Annotated in this window: 17 protein-coding genes; 7 read left to right on the forward strand and 10 right to left on the reverse strand. The window is 61.7% G+C overall.

Annotated elements, in window-relative coordinates:
- Nucleotides 1-56: 56 nt before the first annotated feature.
- The 3 genes from AU381_RS12605 to mntR all read right to left on the reverse strand — a co-directional run bounded on the left by AU381_RS12605 (nt 57) and on the right by mntR (nt 3,863).
- Complete coding sequence (locus AU381_RS12605; protein WP_064242278.1) at nt 57-1,349, reverse strand: CmpA/NrtA family ABC transporter substrate-binding protein; 1,293 nt, start codon at nt 1,347-1,349, stop codon at nt 57-59.
- An 867-nt stretch (nt 1,350-2,216) separates the two neighbouring features.
- On the reverse strand, nt 2,217-3,026 hold the full coding sequence (locus AU381_RS12610) for an SH3 domain-containing protein (RefSeq protein WP_064242114.1): 810 nt from the start codon (nt 3,024-3,026) through the stop codon (nt 2,217-2,219).
- Between the two features lie 354 nt (nt 3,027-3,380).
- Nucleotides 3,381-3,863, reverse strand: a complete 483-nt coding sequence (gene mntR / locus AU381_RS12615) for a manganese-binding transcriptional regulator MntR (protein ID WP_064242115.1) — start codon at nt 3,861-3,863, stop codon at nt 3,381-3,383.
- A 177-nt stretch (nt 3,864-4,040) separates the two neighbouring features.
- On the opposite strand from mntR, the gene AU381_RS12620 reads away from it, so the two are divergent.
- Complete coding sequence (locus AU381_RS12620; RefSeq protein ID WP_082909971.1) at nt 4,041-5,168, forward strand: multicopper oxidase domain-containing protein; 1,128 nt, start codon at nt 4,041-4,043, stop codon at nt 5,166-5,168.
- Complete coding sequence (locus AU381_RS12625; RefSeq protein WP_064242116.1) at nt 5,165-6,370, forward strand: ZIP family metal transporter; 1,206 nt, start codon at nt 5,165-5,167, stop codon at nt 6,368-6,370. The genes AU381_RS12620 and AU381_RS12625 overlap by 4 nt, the downstream gene beginning before the upstream one ends.
- Before the next feature lie 97 nt (nt 6,371-6,467).
- On the opposite strand, the gene AU381_RS12630 is transcribed toward AU381_RS12625, so the two are convergent.
- Nucleotides 6,468-7,568, reverse strand: coding sequence for an NAD(P)/FAD-dependent oxidoreductase (locus AU381_RS12630; protein WP_064242117.1), 1,101 nt, complete (start codon nt 7,566-7,568; stop codon nt 6,468-6,470).
- 207 nt (nt 7,569-7,775) lie between these two features.
- Here AU381_RS12630 and AU381_RS12635 point away from each other — a divergent pair, with 207 nt between their 5' ends.
- Both AU381_RS12635 and AU381_RS12640 read left to right on the forward strand, forming a co-directional pair.
- The gene (locus tag AU381_RS12635) at nt 7,776-8,675 is read left to right on the forward strand and encodes a sulfotransferase domain-containing protein (RefSeq protein WP_162273422.1); all 900 of its coding nucleotides are present in this window, start codon (nt 7,776-7,778) and stop codon (nt 8,673-8,675) included.
- A 332-nt stretch (nt 8,676-9,007) separates the two neighbouring features.
- On the forward strand, nt 9,008-9,202 hold the full coding sequence (locus AU381_RS12640) for a hypothetical protein (protein ID WP_064242119.1): 195 nt from the start codon (nt 9,008-9,010) through the stop codon (nt 9,200-9,202).
- A 30-nt stretch (nt 9,203-9,232) separates the two neighbouring features.
- Here the strand turns inward: AU381_RS12640 and AU381_RS12645 are convergent, their stop codons facing one another.
- Nucleotides 9,233-11,134 carry a potassium transporter Kup gene (locus tag AU381_RS12645; protein WP_064242120.1) on the reverse strand — a complete coding sequence of 634 codons (1,902 nt, stop codon included), beginning with the start codon at nt 11,132-11,134 and terminating at the stop codon, nt 9,233-9,235.
- A gap of 351 nt (nt 11,135-11,485) precedes the next feature.
- The gene (locus AU381_RS12650) at nt 11,486-12,421 is read right to left on the reverse strand and encodes a sensor domain-containing diguanylate cyclase (RefSeq protein ID WP_064242121.1); all 936 of its coding nucleotides are present in this window, start codon (nt 12,419-12,421) and stop codon (nt 11,486-11,488) included.
- 624 nt (nt 12,422-13,045) lie between these two features.
- Here AU381_RS12650 and AU381_RS12655 point away from each other — a divergent pair.
- A complete protein-coding gene (locus tag AU381_RS12655; protein WP_064242122.1) occupies nt 13,046-13,279 on the forward strand; it encodes a hypothetical protein in 234 nt (77 codons plus the stop codon).
- A gap of 275 nt (nt 13,280-13,554) precedes the next feature.
- Here the strand turns inward: AU381_RS12655 and AU381_RS12660 are convergent, their stop codons facing one another.
- Entirely contained in the window at nt 13,555-13,800 is a 246-nt protein-coding gene (locus tag AU381_RS12660) for a hypothetical protein (RefSeq protein WP_064242123.1), read from the reverse strand.
- Nucleotides 13,801-14,045: 245 nt separating this feature from the next.
- On the opposite strand from AU381_RS12660, the gene AU381_RS12665 reads away from it, so the two are divergent.
- Nucleotides 14,046-14,957 (forward strand): hypothetical protein, encoded by a 912-nt coding sequence (locus AU381_RS12665; protein WP_064242124.1) that lies wholly within the window; start codon nt 14,046-14,048, stop codon nt 14,955-14,957.
- A gap of 174 nt (nt 14,958-15,131) precedes the next feature.
- Nucleotides 15,132-17,198 (forward strand): ATP-dependent helicase, encoded by a 2,067-nt coding sequence (locus AU381_RS12670; protein ID WP_064242125.1) that lies wholly within the window; start codon nt 15,132-15,134, stop codon nt 17,196-17,198.
- A 6-nt stretch (nt 17,199-17,204) separates the two neighbouring features.
- Here the strand turns inward: AU381_RS12670 and AU381_RS12675 are convergent, their stop codons facing one another.
- The 3 genes from AU381_RS12675 to AU381_RS12685 form a co-directional block, all read right to left on the reverse strand.
- A complete protein-coding gene (locus tag AU381_RS12675) occupies nt 17,205-17,873 on the reverse strand; it encodes an HAD family hydrolase (RefSeq protein ID WP_064242126.1) in 669 nt (222 codons plus the stop codon).
- A gap of 177 nt (nt 17,874-18,050) precedes the next feature.
- Nucleotides 18,051-18,710 (reverse strand): metallophosphoesterase family protein, encoded by a 660-nt coding sequence (locus tag AU381_RS12680; protein ID WP_064242127.1) that lies wholly within the window; start codon nt 18,708-18,710, stop codon nt 18,051-18,053.
- A 219-nt stretch (nt 18,711-18,929) separates the two neighbouring features.
- A complete protein-coding gene (locus AU381_RS12685) occupies nt 18,930-19,310 on the reverse strand; it encodes a hypothetical protein (RefSeq protein WP_064242128.1) in 381 nt (126 codons plus the stop codon).
- Nucleotides 19,311-19,324: the final 14 nt, after the last annotated feature.

Genomic DNA, 19,324 nt, shown 5'->3' on the forward strand with positions numbered 1-19,324 from the left:
CTCCTATGGGTTTGGTCGAAGGCAGCCGGGTTAGCGACCCGGCTGCCATTCCGGCATCAGGCGATGCGGCTGATTGCCAGGCTCTTCAGGTACGCTTCGGGATTTTCGGGATCGAAGATCTTGCCGTCGAAGAAGGTCTCCGGACCGCGCGAGGTGGAGGCCGGAATGTCGGCGATGCCGAGGTCCTTTGCCGCTTCGCGCCAGATGTCCTCGCGGTTCACCTTGGCGACCAGCCCCTTGATGTCGGTGTCCGGCGCGAGCTTGCCCCAGCGGATGTTCTCGGTGAGGAACCAGGCGTCATGGCTCTGGAACGGGTAGGAGGCGTGATCGCGCCAGAACTTCATGAGGTGCGGGCTGTTCTCAACGACCTTGCCGTTACCGTAGTCGTATTCGCCCTTCAGCCGGCCCACAATGTCCTTGGGCGGCACGTTGAACCAGCTGCGCTTGCCGACGATCTTGGCGAGCTCTTCCTTGTTCGCCATGTCGTCGCACCATTGCGCGGCCTCTTCAACGGCCATGACCAGCGCCTTGGCGGCACGCGGGTTCTTGTCGACCCATTCGGCGCGCATGGCGAAGGACTTTTCCGGATGCTTGGCCCAGATCTCGGCGGTATTGACTGCGGTGTAGCCGATCTTCTGGTTGACGAGCTGCGCATTCCATGGCTCGCCCACGCAGAAACAGTCCATGGTGCCGACCTTCATGTTGGCGACCATCTGCGGCGGCGGCACGACGATGGTTTCGACATCCTTGTCCGGATCGATGCCGCCGGCGGCGAGCCAATAGCGGATCCAGAGGTCGTGCGTGCCGCCCGGGAAGGTCATGGCGACCTTGGCGGCGGCCCCCTCGGCCTTCTTCTTGGCGAAGGTTTCCTTGAGGGCCGAGGCGTCGAGACCGACCTTCAGGTCGGAGTAAGCCGCGCCGACCGAGATCGCCTGGGCGTCGAGATTGAGACGGGCAAGGATCGCCATCGGCAGCGGCTGGTTGTTCTGCGTCACCTTGCCGGTCGAGATGAGGTAGGGCATCGGCGTCAGGATATGGGCGCCGTCGATGCCGGCTCCGGCCGAGCCGAGCACCAGATTGTCGCGGGTCGTGCCCCAGGAGGCCTGCTTCACCACTTCAACCTCGGTCATGCCGTATTTGTCGAAGAAGCCCTTTTCCTTGGCGATGATCAGCGGGGCGGAGTCGGTAAGAGCGATGAAGCCGAGAACGGCCTTTGCAGTCTCCGGACCGGCGCCCTGGGCGAATGCCCCGGAGGGAAATAGCGTCTTTGCCGCGCCGACCATGGCGGCGGTGGCGGTCGTCTTCAGCAGGCTGCGGCGGGTCAAACCGCCGATCGAAGTCTTGGTCATGCGCATGTTCCCTCAATTGTTGGCCGGTCGAAAACCGACAAAAAAGCGCCGCCTGGGCATTGCGCTCCTGGGACTGGGAGGAATCCCTTTGGAGGCAAGGACCTTGCGACGCCGGTGTCTTTGACAGGCGCTGTCGGCGCCCGAGCTCGCTTCAATCGCCGTTGACCGAAGCGAATATTGAAACGCAAGCGCCGTGCCAATTTGGAGCTTGATTGGCACATCCTTGAAAATAAAAGATAAACTTCCAATTCGGGAGATGCCCGAAAAATGGGCATTAGCGTTCGCTGATGAAGTTTTGTGCGATGCAGTATGGTGGATAAGCAAGTGCGCTTAAACAAGCAGCGTTGCGGCTCATCGGGCAGTGCCCGCGGAAAGCCGATCCGTTTAGAACGCGGCGGCGGGAGAGTGACATTCTTGCTATGCGGGATCAGGACACTTTAACTCTGCCGCTACACACAATGTGGCGGCCAGGTTGACGTGTCCGCCGTCGGGCAAAGCAGAAACGTCACTCTGAGCTACCATAGGAAACGACGACCAGCCCCGACCTGACCAGCCGTTCCGGTTGCAAGGGAGGGCGCGGGGGACGCCATCGACTTAGCTTCGAGACCATGAATGCAGCCGATCATGCGGCCGCATCAAGGCGGGACAGCGCCTGCTGCCCCGGGGCGATGACCGCAGGGGACAATGTGACAAGTCCGGGGCAGGGCCCGGCGTCTCCTGCATGACATCAGGTAAGATGGCCACCTGAGGCGCAGCTCATTGATCGGATCGTCGGTTTCGCGACATCAGCATCGGGGAGTTGGATTGCCACAATTAATTAAAAGTAGCCGTCTTCGGGGCGGCGGCAAATCCCGCCGCCCCGCCAAATCAGTTCGGGCAATTCGGATCGCCGGGTTGGCAGACACGTCGCTGCGGCCTGCGTCGGTCACCACCGGTGCGATCACGATTGTTGTCGCCGCGGCGGATGACGCGATTGCCATCATCGCCCCCACGTTCGAAGTTCCGGCGGTTGCGATCGTCGCCGCCGGGCAGGTCACGGTTAAAGTCCGGCTGCCTGTCGACGTTAGGCCTGCGATTGGGCGCGCGGTCGAAATCCGGAAGGCGACCCGGACGATCCTCCAAGTCCCGACGTCTTTCAGGGGGACGGCCAAGATCGGGCCTCCGCTCCAATCTCCGCTCGAATTCCGGGGGCGAAACCGGCCTCGGCTCGAAATCAGGAATGCGGCTGGGGGGACGGTAAGGTTCCGCACGGCGATCCGGGCCGCGATAGAAGTCCGGTCCGCGGCGCCAGCGATCGCGGTCGCGATAAAAATCATAGTCGCGGTAATGACGATCCCAATAGCTGTTGAAGCTGAAGACAACGATGGGAATACCGAGCGGCCGATAATATCTAGGACCGACATACACGCGGCGCTGTTGATAAAGCGCCTGGATATATCGGCCGTGCACCCAGCCACGGCCGTCGTAGAACTCCACGTCGCACCATGGCACGTCGGCAAGACAGCCATAGATTTCGATGGATTCGCCGGCCGGAATTACAGTGATCGCCGGATATGCTGTGCTGGGGCCGGCGCGCATATTGACATTCGCCGTCGCGAAGCCTTCTGCCGCCTGAGCGATCGCCGGAGCAAGCAGGAGCATACCGGTCGCGGCAATTTTCAAAAGGGCGCGTTTCACGTGTTTAACTCCCTGGGAGGCGGGCGTCATGCCACATCCGGTATTTGATCTCACTCCGGCTTTTTCCGGTTCCCGGGCATGATTGGAAGCGCCTCCCGACTTTTGTTAGAAGGCCACCATCGTCTTGTCTTTCAATGGTTTATAGCGCGTTTTGGATGAACGTAGCTTGAACGCCATGTGCCGCTCGATCATTGCCTCCAAGGAAGAGCGACGGCGGCGGCGACGACCGTCGCATCTCTAACTGGCCAACTGTCGCATTACTAAATAGCCCTACATACGAAAATCGCATAACACGCATTATGGAACCCCGCCGGCAGACTTAATGTACGCCTGCGTCACCGCCTGTGAGTGGGATCACGCCTCACCGGCGATCCGCGATGAGGTCGTTTGGATAAGGAAGCGCTTGAACGCCTCAAGCGTCTCGGGGCTGGCATGATGCTCCATCCCCTCTGCGTCGATGCGCGCGGTTTCGGCGGAGACGCCGATCGAGCAAAGGAACGATTCGACGATCTGGTGCCGTTCGCGGCAAAGCTCCGCCAGCTGCCGGCCCGCGTCGGTGAGAAAGATGCCGCGGTACCGGCGTTGCTGGATGTATCCCTCGGCACCCAGTCTTTTCAGCATCTTGGCGACGGTCGGCTGGGCCACCCCCAGGCGCTGGGCAATATCGACCTGACGGGCCTCGCCGCCGTCCTCGAGAAGATCGGCGATCAGTTCCACATAGTCTTCGACGAGTTCGGTGCGGCGATTGTTCCGCGTCTGCCGGAAGCTTTCGACCTGAGCGTTGGCATCGATCAAACCCGTTTCGGCGTCGTGCCCGATATTCTCATGCTGCGACAATCCCGGTCTTCCTTGTGCTGGAGCATGGCTCTCACTGAAATAATATAGCCAATGCTATTTTTCAATCCAGTTATGAACATTGCCCACTTGGCCATCCCGCAAGCGTATAGCAGTTGCTATATTCCAACTATCATGCTCTATTTCATCTAACGTGCTAAATTGACGATGGGTGCCAACATGCTGAGATGGGCACAGGCGGCATTGAGCAGGCGCAGCCTGCTCTTGGGCGGCGGCGCGGCGACCATAGGCGCGACAACGATTTGCTCGAGCAAAACGGTGGCTCAGGAGGGCCACGGCAACCATGTCATTGCAGCCGAGGCGCAAAGCGCCGCGGCCGCGCCTACTCACCAGTCCGCGCACGGCGCGATGATTACCGTGGGCACGGTGGACAACGAGCGCAACGGGTTCGATCCCACGAGGCTCCTGACGGACTGGCATACAGGGACCCTTACCGATCTGCCGGATGGGCGAAAGCTCAGGACGTTCGAAATCACCGCGGAGGACAAGGAGATCGAGATCGCGCCCGGCGTGATGTTTCCCGCCTGGACCTACAATGGCCGCGTACCGGGTCCGGCGCTCCGCGCCACCGAAGGTGAGCGGTTGAGAATTGTCTTCAGGAACTACGGGTCGCATCCACACTCAATGCACTTCCATGGCATTCACTCGGCCCGCATGGATGGAGTGCCCGGCGCGGGCGTCATCGCCCCCGGCGACGAGTTCGTCTATGAATTCGATGCCAAGCCCTTCGGCTGTCACCTCTATCACTGTCATTCGTTGCCGTTGGCGCGGCACCTCCACAAGGGCATGTACGGCCTGTTCGTCATCGATCCGGATCCGGAGCGCCACCCGGACCATGTGAACGTCGCGAAGTCCCGCCTCTACGGCTCGCCGGAAAACGCCGAGTGGCAGGAAATCGCGATGATCATGAACGCGTTCGACACCAATTTCGACGGCGAGAACGAGTTCTATGCCTGCAACACGATTGCGCATTGCTACGCCAAGGAGCCGATCAGGATCGAGAAGGGCCGGCCGGTACGTATCTATCTGGTGAACGTCACCGAGTTCGATCCGATCAACTCGTTCCATCTTCATGGGAATTTCTTCGACTATTTCGACCAGGGAACGACGCTTACGCCTACCCTGCGCATGGTCGACCTCATCATGCAGTGCCAGGCCCAGCGCGGTATCCTCGAGTTCACCTACAGGAACCACGAGGCAGGGCATTACATGTTCCACGCCCATCAGTCCGAATTCACCGAACTCGGCTGGATGGGCATGTTCGATGTCGTGGAGACGCTGTCATGAACGAGAACCCGCGCAGCTTCGCACCGGTCTCCACCGCGGCGCCGGGTCCGCGCCATCTCCTCTGGCTTGTCCTGCCGATGATCGTCCTGATCGCCGCGGTGCTGTGGCTGTTGCAGGTCGATCCGCTGCGTGGCTTCAGCAACGGCGCTCCGCCCGTCGAAAACCTGGCAGTCGAACGAACCGTGCTTGATGAGGGCGGTTTGCGGCTGCAGCTGCGCGCCGGTGGATCGGAGCCGATGACGATTGCGCAGGTGCAGGTCGACGCCGCCTACTGGCAGTTCCGGCAGGAACCCTCCGGGCCAATCTCCCGCGGCGAAACCGCCTGGATGGCGATCCCGTTCCCCTGGGTTCTCGGCGAGGCCCACAAGGTGACATTCGTCACCAACACGGGCGCGACCTTCGACCATGAAATTCCGGTCGCCGTCCCGACGCCGAAGGTCAGCGGCAGCGGGCTCGTCTCCCAAGCCATCCTCGGCGCCTTTGTCGGTATCCTGCCCGTCGCGATCGGCTTGCTGTGCTATCCGGCGCTTCGCGGGGCGGGCCGCAACACGATGGCCTTCCTGCTGGCGATGACCGTCGGGCTGCTCGCCTTCCTGCTCGTCGACACCATCATCGAAGCATTGGATTTTGCAAGTCAGTCGGCCGCGGTCTTCCAGGGAAGCGTGATGGTCGTCCTGATCGCGGCTGTGAGTTTCCTGGCGCTTGTCGCGATCGGTCGCCGCCGTGGCTCCCCGACGGGGCTTGCGCTCGCCACCTACATCGCCATTGGTATCGGACTGCACAATTTCGGCGAGGGTCTTGCCATCGGCGCGGCTTTTGCGGCGGGCGCCGCGGGGCTCGGAACGTTCCTGGTGCTCGGCTTCACGCTTCACAACATTACCGAGGGAATCGGCATCGCCGTCCCGATCCTGAATATCCGGCCGAAGGTCGTCCATTTCCTCGGTCTTGCGCTGCTGGCCGGCGGCCCTGCAGTGTTCGGAATCTGGCTCGGCAGCCTGGCCGTTGCGCCCCACTGGACCGCGATCGCCCTGGCAATCGGCGCAGGCGCCATCGCGCAGGTCATCGTCGAAGTCACGGCGCTGGTGGCAAGAGGCCACGAGGGCCGTGGCGACTACACGCAGATCCTCAACCCTGCTGCCTATGGCGGCATCGTGGCTGGCCTCGCGCTGATGTATGCGACCGCGATGCTCGTCAAGATCTGACGTCAGCAGTAGCAAAAAGTGCGCTCGAAGACACGGTGGCGCGCGCCCTCCCCTGCGCGCGGGCGCTGTAATGAACGGATGGCGCGCCACAGAGTTTTCAGCTTTCTGCCACCAGCTTCGCCAAGGCCAGGGATGAGGTCAGACCGGGAGATTCGATGCCGAACAGGTTGATCAGGCCGGGCATGCCATGCGCGGCAGGCCCCTGAACAACGAAATCCTGGCTGGCCACCTCGGGAGGCACAATCTTCGGCCGAATACCGGAATAGGCCGGCAGCAATGCGCCATCCTTCAGGTCGGGAAAATACCGGCGCACCCCGGCATAGAAAAGCGGAGCCTTTGCCGGTTCGACCTCATAGTGCAGCTTGTCGACCCATTCGATATCCGGGCCGAACCGCGCCTGGCCAGCCATATCGAGCGTCAGGTGGATCCCCAAGCCTCCCTTGACAGGAACGGGATAGATCAGACGCGAGAACGGCGCCCTTCCGGCAAGCGAGAAGTAATCCCCCTTGGCGAAATATTCCTTCGGCACGAGCGCCGGCGGCATTCCGTCGATGCGGCGTGCCAGCCTGGGTGCGGCGAGGCCCGCAGCGTTGACGAACAGTCGGCAGCCAAGGCTTGTCGGCTCAGTGCCGCCGACATCGACCACGATGCCGCCACGGTTTGCCCGGCCCCGCTCGACGGGGCTGTTGCACACGAGAACCGCCCCGGCGTTCTCGGCATCTCCAAGCAGCGACAGCATATAGGCGTGACTGTCGACGATGCCCGTCGAAGGCGACAGGAGCGCGCCGGTCGCAACAAGCGCCGGTTCGAGGGAGCACGCCTCTGCGGCAGAGATTTGCGTGAGATCCGCCACCCCATTCCTGGCCGCCTTGGCGGCGATCGCAGGCAGCTGTTCCAATTCCGGTCCAGAGGTCGCGACGATCAGCTTTCCGCACCGCCTGTGGGGAATGCCGCGCTCCTGGCAATAGGCATAGAGAAGCCCCTTGCCCTCGACGCACAGGCGCGCCATCAGGCTATCCGGCGGATAATAGATACCGGCGTGGATGACTTCGCTGCTGCGCGACGAGGTTCCACTTCCGATGCGATCGGCCGCCTCGAGGATGATCACCTCGCGTCCCGCCAGCGCCAAGGCGCGGGCAACGGCGAGCCCGATAACGCCGGCTCCCGCGACGATACATTCCACTTGCTCCAGGGACATGGCAGGCCCTTAGTACAGGAGGGCCGGACGCGCCAAGACTCGTTCCCGCGGGCGGCCAGCCTCTCGTATTTGGTGAAATTCGCATCTCTTCGTCGTGCAACCTATAATATCATTGCCGCGACAGACGTAGCAAAGTAGATTTTGAGGCGTGTCATCGCAATGCAGATACCTCATGCGAAACGTCCACGGACCGGTTGGGGGAAGCACGTGAGACCGAATCTCTTTATCGTAGGGGCGCCAAAATGCGGCACCACCGCATGGGTGGAGTATCTTGGATCGCATCCGCGCATCTTCTTCTCGAAAGCCAAGGAGCCCCACCATTTCTCGCATGATTTTCCGAAATGGTGCTGGGCCCGTACGCAGCAGGAGTATCTCGCATTATTTCAGGAAAGCGGGGATGCACCTGTCGTTGGCGAGGGCTCGGTCCGGTACCTCTATTCGCGAGTGGCCGCGCGGGAAATTCACAAGTTCAATCCCGCTGCAAAGATCCTGATCTTCCTGCGCAGCCAGGAGGATTTCCTCCCAAGTCTGCACAATCAGCAACTCTACAATCGAGACGAGGCGATCGAGAATTTCGAGCAGGTCTGGCGGCTCTCCGGCAACCGTTCCGCTGACACCATACCTGCCTGCTGCCGAGAGCCGAGCTTTCTTGACTACAAGGCGATGGGCCGCTTCCGCGAGCAGGTCGAACGCTTTTTCGCTGTTTTTCCAGCCGAGCAGATCAGGGTACTCGCCTTTCGCGACTGGATCGCCGATCCACGCCAGACCTATCTCGACATCCTGGACTTCCTAGGGTTGGAGGATGACGGACGCACCGAATTTCCACCGGTCAACGAAGCCAAGCACCACAAGAGCAGAATCGTCGCATCACTGACGCAAAATCCGGCGCCATGGGTGCGTAAGACCTCGACGCTCGTGACGCAAATCGCGGGGAAACAGCTCGGCATCCTGACGCGGTTGCGAAGCCTGAACCGTGGTACTGGTTACCGGTCAGCTCCGATCGAGCCCTCCCTGAAGCAGGAAATCCGGGAGTACTACGAGGCTGAAAACCTGGCGCTCCTACCACTGGTCAGTTGGCGTCGCGCCGGCGAACAAACCCGCTTATGAAAAGGTCCTTTCGTCTGGGCCCGAGTTGCCTTTATCGATAGGCCAAGTGACCGGAGCGAGCGGCTCCCTGCCGGAGCGTTCGCTTCTGGCAGTCCACGATGATGGCCCGGTTATTTCCTATTCCCCCTCGCCCATTCGGGTCATGCACTAATCCTTGACTGCCGAGCCCGTTGTGCGAGCCTTGAAGTAGAGGAGGCCGAGCTCTCCGGACCGAGCGACCGGACCGAGCGACAAGGCGAAATGCCCTGAATTTCAAATCCGATGTACTTACCCCTGGAGATATCCGTTCTCGACAACGGGTACACCCCTTCCCAATCTAATGGGAGGCTCCCATGTTCAGCAGGAAGGACTGGCGGGCTCATGAGACCGAGGCTTCATCGGCTTTTGCCGTTGGCGTCTTGCTTTTGGCGGTGGGCCTCATCGTCGCCTATCTGGTGCTGGCGGCCGGCATCGCGGGCGACGAGACCGGCGCCAAGGTCTACGCACCCTTGACTCAAGAGAGGCTCACACCGCCCGGCAGATCATGAGGGGTCGACGAGTGTCTCTGATCTCGGCTGTTAGATGATCACCTGTTCCCCCAACTCGACGACACGATTGGCAGGCAGGTGGAAGTAGTCGGTCGGGTCGATCGCCGAGTCCGCCATCGCTATGAACAGCCTGTCCTGCCATTTCGGCATGCCGGAAACGGGATCCGGGACAAGCTTGCGCCGGCCGAGATAGAAGGACGTCGACATGATCTCGAACTTGAAGCCCTCCTTGCGGCAACGCGCCAGCGCCCTCGAGACATTCTGGTCGTCCATGAAGCCGAATCTCAGTTCGAGCCTGCTGAACCGGTCGGAGAGCTTCGTCAGCGTGTAGCGGTCCTTCTCCGCGACATAGGGAACCCTTGCGGTTTTGATGGTCAGGATAACGTTGTGCTCGTGAAGCACATGATTGTGCTTGATGTTGTGCAGGAGGACGGATGGAGTCGTCTCCGGCGTGGCGGTCAGGAAGATCGCCGTTCCCGGCACTTCGACCGGAGCGTGCTCGGACTTTCGTTCGACCGCGGCGATGAACTGGTCGAGGGGCACTTCCAGTCGGGCCGTCTTCTCGCGCAGAAGCGCCACGCCTTTCCGCCAGGTCCACATGATCGTGATCATTGTGCCGGCGAAGAGGATCGGCACGAAGCCGCCGTGGTGTATCTTGAAGAGGTTGGCGCCCAGGAACACCGTTTCCAGCAGGAACAGCGGAAGCAGGACCGCGGTTGCGGTCAGCACGGCCCATCCCCATTGGCGGCGAACGAACTCGAAGGCGAGAACCGTGTCGATCAGCATGGCGCCGGTGATCGATACGCCATAGGCCGGGGCGAGAGATTCGGAACTGCCGAATACAAACATGAGGACAAGCACGCCGGTCAGGAGCGCGGTGTTGACCAAGGGCAGGTAGATCTGGCCGGTATGCGTTTCCGAGGTGTAGCAGATCTCGAAGCGGGGCAGGAATCCCAGGTGAATGGCTTGCCGCACGAGCGAGAACGCTCCGGTGATCACCGACTGGCTGGCAATGATCGTCGCCAGCGTGGCCAGGATCACCACCGGCAGCAAGGCCCAACTCGGAAACATCAGGAAAAATGGATCGGAGATGGCCTCGGGATGCGATAGCACCAAGGCGCCTTGTCCGAGATAGTTCAAGGTCAGCGCCGGAAACACGATGGCGATCCAGGCCGCCTGAATCGGCGTACGCCCGAAATGCCCTAGATCGGCATAGAGTGCTTCCGCCCCCGTCACCGTCAGGAATACAGCCCCGAGAACGATGAACCCGACGAGGCCGGCCTCCCATAAGAAGACCACGGCGTGTACCGGATTGAAGGCTGACAGGATCGCCAGATCGTCACCGATATGGGCGACACCGGCGGCGCCCAGGACCAGAAACCAGATGAGCGTGATCGGCCCGAAGAAGATCGAAACGGCACCGGTGCCACGCGACTGGACGGCAAACAACAGCACCATGATCGCGGCGGAGATCGGCAGCACATAGTCATGCAAGGCCGGCGTCACGAGCTTCAGCCCCTCGACGGCCGAGAGCACCGACAGCGCCGGTGTGATCATCGCATCACCGATGAAGAGCGACGCACCGAAAATGCCGGTGAAGAACATCAGTACGGGATATTTCGTTCCCTTCTTCATCAACAGGGCAAGGAGCGCCAAGGTGCCGCCCTCGCCATTGTTGTCGGCGCGAAGCAGCAGGATCACGTATTTGATCGTCACGATGATCGTCAGTGTCCAGATGACCAGCGAAATGAGGCCGATGATCTCTGCTCGCTCGACGCCGCCGGCGGCAAAGGGGCGCAATGCCTCGCGAAACGCATAGAGGGGGCTGGTTCCAATGTCGCCGTAGACCACTCCCACGGACCCGAGCGTGAGGGCGAGAAACTGGCGCAGGCTATTGGCCCGTGCCGGGGCATGCTCGACGGAGGCGGTCATCGGTTCTCCACGTCATAAAGTCCCCGAGTGGCGGACGCGGGGTGGTGCCGCACCCGAGCAATTCTATAAGTCCGGGCGGGCTGCAACTCCTCTGCAAACGCGCGGAACACGGAGAAGTTTCGATCTTCGTACAGGACTCTAGCGCCAAGTTCCATCGCCGCGAAGGGGAACCCACCAGAAATCCGTCCTCGGCAATTCCCAACTCGAGGCAGCCATGGCGCGGCCGTGTGCCTCGGCCAATCGACGACGCCGCACCTGAAATTGCCCTGCTCTACGGCATATGCAGCGCTTCAAAGTGCTGCAGCAATTTCAGCGCGTCTGAAAAGACGCACGGCACTGTAGGCGACTGGACTATCCCGCAATTGCAGATCGGTCGGGATCTGAGTCATCCAGGTGAATGCGGTCCCGGCCGGCGAGCTTGGCCATGTACAGAGCCCGGTCCGCGCGGGCGTAGAGGCTTATCGCCGTATCGCCAGCCTGAGCGCCGGCGATACCTGCAGAAAATGTATATCCGAAATCGGGTCGCTCCTGAAGCGGCCGGGACTTGCGCACCAAGGCGAGCATCCTCTCCAGGATCAGCCTTGCCTGCTCAACGGGAGTGGCCGGAAGGGTGAGCACGAATTCCTCCCCACCCACCCTTCCGAAGCAGTCGGTGCGCCGCACCAGACTGTGAATACGCATCGCGAAATCTCTGAGGATAATATCGCCGGTCTGATGGCCGAACTGGTCGTTGATGCTCTTGAAGCGGTCGATATCGAGCACGCAGAGGCAGCCTTGAGAGGTTTGGTCGCTCCCCTGTTGCTGCAACATGTCCTCAATTCTCGCCGTCACGAACCGGCGGTTGGCGACGCCCGTCAGTTCATCGGTGTAGGACGCCTTTATCGCCATGTCCCGGTCTTGTCGTACCGCCCGCGTCTTTGCTTTAAGGCCGGTAACATCGGTGGCGACGCACAGCATCCACCCATCCTTCTCGACGGTTTCGGTCATCCAAAGCCAGCGCCCGTCGAATAGATCGGTCTCAAATGCCCTGAACCCGACCTTGCCGCGGCGCGACTGGGTCGAGCGAAGCCACTCCTCGAAGTCTCCGACGCGGATCACAGTTCCCCGTTGGGCATGAAAATTCCGCCGCATCAGATCCGGCCAGAGGGGCGTCTCGTCCGGTGCGATGAAATAGGCTGATCGGAAGGCCTCGTTGGCGTAGCGGAGCCGGTCGAACTCGTCATAGGCCGCGACGAGAACAGGAGAAGTCTCGAAGAGCTCAAAGAGTCGTCTGTTATCCTTCGCCATATCCTGCCTTTAGACGATCTTCGTTAATGCAAGCATTAAGCTGGCGGTATTCAAACGGCTTTCGGTATCACTGCACCTCAATATGTCGTGAAAACGGCTGCGGCGGCACATCAGCCGGGAACTACGGCGAGTCTACAAGCTACTTCAGGGCCCACTCGGCCGCCGCGATGGCAGCTGCGAGCAGAGCGGCTGGCGCGGCGAGCGCGACCAAGAATCTGAGAACCCGTATTTGTCGCATATTCAGGCGCATCTCGCCCCTCGGCTTGCAAGACACAAACAAACGCCCGTCGATGGGCGGGCGGCGAAGCGATAACGTCGGTCATTTACCGGAGTTCCCGGGAAGGCGTAACTTTTGTGGCTCGGGCAACAGGCTGACGCCACAAATCAACACGGCACGCACCAAGCTGCGTCGCTCGCATGGCGGCGGCAATCACGTTCCCCTCGGTATCGAGCAGTGTCCGCGGCACTGCTCGATGGGGCAAACCAGCGCGTGCGCACCGCGGCTACGCCTGCTACCTGCAGGGACTCGTCATCGCCTCAATCAAGCATACACTGGGCGCTCCCGGCACACGTTCGGGGCGCTTTCCAGCGGGCGAGATCTCGCCCGTCGAGAGGAGATGAACCATGTTGCCGTCTCGCGACTGGCGCTGCACTTTCAGCCCCACGGAGGTGGATCTGCTGCACAGCATATTCGAACAGATTCTGGAGGAAAAAGGCGTAGCGAGTAGCGGCGAGAAGGCAAACGAAATCGCCGCAAGGTTGATTTCCGTTTATCAATCCGGCGTGCGGGACGTCGAAATGCTGAAGAAGCTCTCCATCCGCTCATCTTCCGATGATCCACGCCCGACGCCCCATTGAGATAAGCGACCGCTCGATCAGCGTATAACGGCGCCCGCACTCGTGATGTCGCGTCTGAGGTTCGGCGGAACTATTTCAGCTGTCGTGTATTAACACGTTCCCCTTTGGGGCGGCACCCAATGTCCCCAACTTTGGCAAGCAGTGTCCGCGGGCTTTGCGGACACTGCTTTGCTTTTTAAGCGGCCCGCTTCAGCCGGGGTGGTTCCACTAACGGGGGGGCTCTAACGCAAATCACTCCACATGGAGGCGAGTTGAGTGATCCGTGAAGATCGGCGTCAGTGCAGGGTTTTGTTCAAAGGCAACGGGACCGCGTTGTTCTCGGCACTCTTCGTATTCATGCGCATCGCCATGACATAGTCTTCCGTGAGTTCCATGAGCGCCAGGGCGATCTCCTGCCACGACCAACCTGCCCCCTCGGCCAGACTTGTGAAGACCTGAAAATCCTCTTCCAGCGCACGCTGGCACTCGAACCGTCGGTCCGCTGGCTGGGGGAAAATGGTCGTGTCCGTGAACTTGGGCATCGTTCCTCCTACAGCGCCGCACGTCTTATCAGACGCGCCAGCTCGCCGTAGCACTTTGAATTATTGCATGTTTTTGTCCTCAACCGACTGCGATTGAGGAAACATGCAGTAGTGCAGGAGGAAACTCGCAGACGACGAGCGGGTTCCATCACATCGCTCCGAAATACGTGTGCCCGCTGGGAACTGCATCAAATACGAACAAAACGATCGCGCACCGCGTTTTCCTCGATGGCGTGGAGACGGTCATGGTTCCGCACGATCTGTGGAGGCGACGAAAGGAAGATCAACAGGGCGAATTCGCGGCCTTCCCCTATGACCGGAGCACGGTCGAGCGGTTTCGCGCGGCCTTTCCGCGCGCCCGGTGGAACGACGAACGCAAAAGCTGGTTCGTGCCGGGCAAGACCGCAGCCCGTCGCATCGAGCGATGGCTGGCACGGGAAGCGGAGCGCAGCGATGTCCACGCGGATGTCAAAGGCCGCGACGCGTATGAATTCGAGCCCATCGTCAGCCGATATCTCGAAGTCGGTAACGACCTGCGCATTCGAACGCCTTTTTCGAATTCGGTGATTGAAGCGCTGCGCGAGATTCCCTGGGCGCACTGGGACGAAGATTTGCGGGTCTGGCGCGTGCCCTTCCGGTCCTATGATGAACTCAGGCGACGCTGGTCCAGGATCGAGGAGGCCGCGCGACGAAGCGAGCCTGAAGAAAGGAAACGCCGCCGGGAGGCGGAAAGAGGTTCCGAAGCGCAGAGAGCGGCGAGAGCGCGCGCCGCGGAACGGCGCCGCCGCCGCTACCCGCTCGCGAGCGATGACCTGCCGCCAGTCGGTCGCCCCGTCGCAACGGTGCAGTATGGCATCGTCGTCTTTGTGGAACTCTCCGGCGAAGTCGCCGGGGCGGCGGTGCTGGCGGCGTACTATAACCATGCCGACCGACCCATTGACTATGTCTGGGGAAAATGGCGCGTTCCGACCCTTTCGGAACTCATTGCCACATGGCCTGCCCGCCGCGGGCCGGGGCCGGAGGCGCTGTTCAGGGGTTGGTGGCAGCCGACACTGGACGAGTTGCGGATTGCCCGCAAGAACGCCCGCTCCATGGCGCGACGTCAGCAGGCGAGAAAGCCGGCGGGTTCTCCCATGCACCGCGGGCACGCCCTATAGCGAAAAGGTCTTCGCACCGAAATGAGTGGTGAAGACCGCCGCGGGGCTTTGCAGGCCCTCGAACTGCGGCTATGTTCCTTATCCGTTCTCGCTCGATTCGCGGCAACCCCGCAACCTTTACAGGGCGCGCCTGTTCACGTCGCGCGAGTGCAACTGGAGGCGGGACGAGGCTGGATGAGCGCGGCATATCTGGAGAAGTTGAACGAACGCCAGCGCAGTGCGGTCGAACACGGTGTCGGAACGGGCGTCCATACCGGCGGTCCGCTTCTCGTCATCGCTGGCGCCGGCTCGGGCAAGACGAACACGCTTGCCCATCGCGTCGCGCATCTCATCGTCAATGGCGCCGATCCCCGCCGTATCCTATTGATGACCTTCTCACGACGGGCGGCCGCCGAGATGGGCCGAAGGGTCGAACGCATCTGCGCCCAGGTGCTCGGCGGTAAGGCAGGCACTCTTTCCGACGCGCTTGCCTGGGCGGGCACATTTCATGGCATCGGTGCGCGGCTTCTGCGCGAACATGCGTCGGAAATCGGTGTCGATCCGGATTTCACCATTCACGATCGGGAGGATAGCGCCGATCTCATCAACATCGTCCGACACGAGCTTGGCCTCTCGAAGACCGAAAGCCGCTTCCCGACCAAGGCAACCTGTCTTGCCATCTATTCGCGTGCGGTCAATTCGGAACGGCCGCTGGATGAAGTCCTGCGCGACAATTTTCCCTGGTGTAGCGCCTGGGAAAAGCAGCTCAGGGAACTCTTCGGCGCCTACGTCGAGGCCAAGCAGGCGCAGAACGTCCTCGATTATGACGACCTGCTGCTCTACTGGGCGCAAATGATGGGCGATGGCGCTCTCGCCGAGGAGGTCGGCGGCCGCTACGATCATGTGCTGGTCGACGAATACCAGGATACCAATCGGCTGCAGGCTTCGATCCTTTTGGCATTGAAGCCGAATGGACGCGGCCTCACGGTCGTCGGCGACGATGCCCAGTCCATCTATTCGTTCCGCGCCGCGACGGTGCGCAACATTCTCGATTTTCCGGCGACATTCACGCCGGCAGCGGAGATCATCACGCTCGATCGGAACTATCGCTCGACACAGCCGATCCTCGCCGCCGCCAATGGCGTGATCGAACTCGCCCGCGAACGCTTCACCAAGAATCTCTGGACCGAACGGGAATCGGCCGAACGCCCGCGACTCGTGACCGTGCGCGATGAGGCTGATCAGGCCAATTACGTCGTCGAGCAGGTCTTGCAGAACCGCGAGTGCGGAATGCTGTTGAAGCAACAGGCCGTGCTTTTCCGCACCTCCCACCATAGCGGCCCGCTTGAAGTGGAACTGACGCGCCGCAACATTCCCTTCGTTAAGTTCGGCGGCCTCAAGTTCCTGGACAGCGCGCATGTGAAAGACGTGCTGGCGGCCCTGCGGTTTGCCCAAAACCCGCGCGACCGGGTGGCCGGATTCCGGCTCATGCAATTGCTCCCGGGGGTCGGTCCGCAGACGGCCGGTCGGGTGCTCGATGCGATCGCCGCCGAGCCGGAACCGTTGACCGCGCTTTCAGAGATCCCCGCCCCGCCGCGCTCGGGCGATCACTGGACGTCCTTCGTCGACATGCTGCACATCTTGCGATCCGGCCGGTCCGGCTGGCCGTCCGAAATCAGCACCGCACGCAGCTGGTATGAGCCGCATCTCGAGCGGATCCATGAAGATGCCGAGATGCGCAAGGCCGACCTCTTGCAGCTCGAGCAGATCGCCACCGGCTATCCGTCGCGCGAGCGCTTCCTGACCGAGCTCACGCTCGACCCGCCGGACGCCACCAGCGATCAGGCCGGCGCGCCGCTGCTCGACGAGGATTATCTCATCCTTTCAACCATCCACTCGGCCAAGGGGCAGGAATGGAAATCCGTCTTCGTTCTCAACTGCGTCGACGGCTGCATTCCCTCAGACCTTGGGGTTGGCAGCACGGCGGAGGTCGAGGAGGAGCGGCGCCTCCTTTATGTCGCCATGACGCGTGCCAAAGACAGCCTGAACCTCATCACGCCGCAGCGCTTTTTCACGCACGGGCAAAATGCCCAGGGCGACCGGCACGTCTATGCTTCGCGCAGCCGTTTCATTCCCGCAACGCTCCTGCAATTCTTCGAGTGCTCGGCCTGGCCTGTTGCCGCGCCGGCGGCAGCCGACCGGCGTGATGCGCAGCAGTTGCGCGTCGATGTCCGCGCCCGAATGCGCGGCATGTGGCGCTAAATTAAATTAACGTCGGTGGAGCGAAATCCAGCCGTCGCTGCCGATCCGGGCCTCAACATCCACATAATGCTCCAAAGTCAGGTGCGGCGTTCCGTTTGCCGCCGCATGAGCGCCAGTGATCACGGCGACCTCGGCACCGGCCGAGCTGCCCGCGAGGATACCGGCGGGAGCGTCTTCGAAAACGAGGCAATCGTCGGCGCGGACGCCGAGCTTCTCGGCGGCAAGAAGGTAGCCCTGCGGATCAGGCTTGCCCGCGGTGACGTCCTCGCCGGTCACCATGAGGCGCGGCATGGGGATGCCGGCCGCCGCGAGACGGCGCACCGCGAGTTCCAGCGGCGCCGACGTGACGATCGCCCAGCGCTCCGGCGGCAGTGTGTCTAGGAAGGCGGCCGCCCCCGGCAATTCGACGATGCCTTCCACGTCGGCGATTTCCGCCGCCGCCAGCGCGTGCGCCTCGAGGTCCGGATCGACAGCGAGCCCGAGCTTGCGGATCGTGTCGGACGCGCGCACGCCATGCACCGATTTCATCAGCGCATGGGGGTCGAGCCCGTTGCGGACCGCCCATGCGCCCCAGACACGCTCGACGACGGCCATGGAATTGAGCAGCGTGCCGTCCATATCGAACAGCAGGGCAGCGAACTTCTTCGGGAATATCGCGGTCGCCAGGGTATCCAAGCGGGCTCCTTAGAATGAGGTCTCGCGCCCAAGCATGTCGCCCAAAAGTGTGCAGCGGCGTTGGGACAACAGCATGCGCCAAAACAAAGATCTGAAGCGCGACGCGTGACGCGCTTCAGCGGATTGCACAACTATCGCCGGAAGGACCGGCGCACAACCGTCTTTTCTACAGGACGCTCAGCGACGCCCGCCCGCAACGAGAAAATCGAGTGGCCCGCCTGGCACGTCGTCGTCAAAGACGGCGCAGGAAAGCACCCCGCCGAAGACCGCGCCGGAGTCGACATTGGTCCTGTTGCCGACGGTCCGCGGATTGCTGCGGCTTGGCGTATGCCCATGGCAGACATGCTTGCCCCAGTAATAGCCGGAATAGTTCGGCTCGATACGCATCCAGAGCAGGATGTCGTCGCCTTGCTCCTCGAGCGGAATCGTCTCCTCCACGCCGGCATGCACGAAAATGCGGTAGGGTTCGACGATGATCGACGGAAGCTCGGCCATCCAGACCAGGTGGCTCAGGGGGATGGCGCCACCATAGGATTCCAGGGTTTCGTCGCCACCGTTCATGAGCCACGAGCTCATTTCGGCCAGGCCCTTGCGGGCAGAGAGCAGCATGTCCTCATGGTTGCCCTTGAGAGTGATCCATTGCCAGCCGGGTTTGGCGGGACCTGCCATGATCCGTTCGACGACGCCTCGGCTCTCCGGTCCGCGGTCGACGAGGTCGCCGAGGAAGATGACCCTGCCCCCGGGCGCGGCAGATTCGATTGCCGCCAACAGGGCGTCGAGCTCTGCGAGACAGCCGTGAATGTCGCCGACGGCAAACGTGAGACGTCGGCCATTCATGAAGCGGTGCTTCCGTAGGCGTCCAAGACGGCTTTCTCCATGGATGCGGACGAGAATCGATCTTCACTCGCCTCGAGCCGAGCGATGAATCGCTGCAGCGAACACATGGTTCACCTCACAGCACTACCGCATTCTATTTTCAACCGAAATCGCTTTCAGCGCGAAAAGGCAGCATTGCAACATGTTGGTTAATCTGGTCGGCAAGAACGGCAGCGCAGATCAGCGGCGTGGCGTTGCCCGCGGAATGGCGGAACTGGTAATGGAGACGGGATCGCTCGCTGGAAACGTGTCCTCGAGCCCCTCTTCCAGTTGCTCTTCCATCGCATCCTGGTCGTGCGCCTGGCGGGCGTTCGCGAGTGCGCCTTCCGGGACCGACGGGGACCGCCTCGTTCCCGTTATGCCGAGCGGTTCGCCATCCGCCTCGATGGCGGCGGCGAGAATTTCCTTCGCCCGTGCAACGGCATTCATCCTGTTGAGGGAGCCCTCCGCGTTCTGCGGGCACAGGACGGACACGACCTCGCCCGTCGCCCCGACGAATTCAACGGTGAAGCCCGTCTTGCCGCCGCGCTCGGGGAAGACTTGTATCCCAACGAACTGCATCGGTTCCTCCTCCC

Origin of the sequence: Sinorhizobium glycinis (genome assembly GCF_001651865.1) — a bacterium.
In the GTDB taxonomy this organism is placed as follows: Bacteria; Pseudomonadota; Alphaproteobacteria; order Rhizobiales; family Rhizobiaceae; genus Sinorhizobium; species Sinorhizobium glycinis.

Coding starts and splice junctions, on each gene's coding strand:
- AU381_RS12605 (WP_064242278.1), bottom strand. CDS start 1,349: ATGACCAAGACTTCGATCGGCGGTTTGACCCGCCGCAGCCTGCTGAAG.
- AU381_RS12620 (WP_082909971.1), top strand. CDS start 4,041: ATGCTGAGATGGGCACAGGCGGCATTGAGCAGGCGCAGCCTGCTCTTG.
- AU381_RS12625 (WP_064242116.1), top strand. CDS start 5,165: ATGAACGAGAACCCGCGCAGCTTCGCACCGGTCTCCACCGCGGCGCCG.
- AU381_RS12630 (WP_064242117.1), bottom strand. CDS start 7,568: ATGTCCCTGGAGCAAGTGGAATGTATCGTCGCGGGAGCCGGCGTTATC.
- AU381_RS12640 (WP_064242119.1), top strand. CDS start 9,008: ATGTTCAGCAGGAAGGACTGGCGGGCTCATGAGACCGAGGCTTCATCG.
- AU381_RS12645 (WP_064242120.1), bottom strand. CDS start 11,134: ATGACCGCCTCCGTCGAGCATGCCCCGGCACGGGCCAATAGCCTGCGC.
- AU381_RS12650 (WP_064242121.1), bottom strand. CDS start 12,421: ATGGCGAAGGATAACAGACGACTCTTTGAGCTCTTCGAGACTTCTCCT.
- AU381_RS12655 (WP_064242122.1), top strand. CDS start 13,046: ATGTTGCCGTCTCGCGACTGGCGCTGCACTTTCAGCCCCACGGAGGTG.
- AU381_RS12660 (WP_064242123.1), bottom strand. CDS start 13,800: ATGCCCAAGTTCACGGACACGACCATTTTCCCCCAGCCAGCGGACCGA.
- AU381_RS12665 (WP_064242124.1), top strand. CDS start 14,046: ATGGTTCCGCACGATCTGTGGAGGCGACGAAAGGAAGATCAACAGGGC.
- AU381_RS12670 (WP_064242125.1), top strand. CDS start 15,132: ATGAGCGCGGCATATCTGGAGAAGTTGAACGAACGCCAGCGCAGTGCG.
- AU381_RS12680 (WP_064242127.1), bottom strand. CDS start 18,710: ATGAATGGCCGACGTCTCACGTTTGCCGTCGGCGACATTCACGGCTGT.
- AU381_RS12685 (WP_064242128.1), bottom strand. CDS start 19,310: ATGCAGTTCGTTGGGATACAAGTCTTCCCCGAGCGCGGCGGCAAGACG.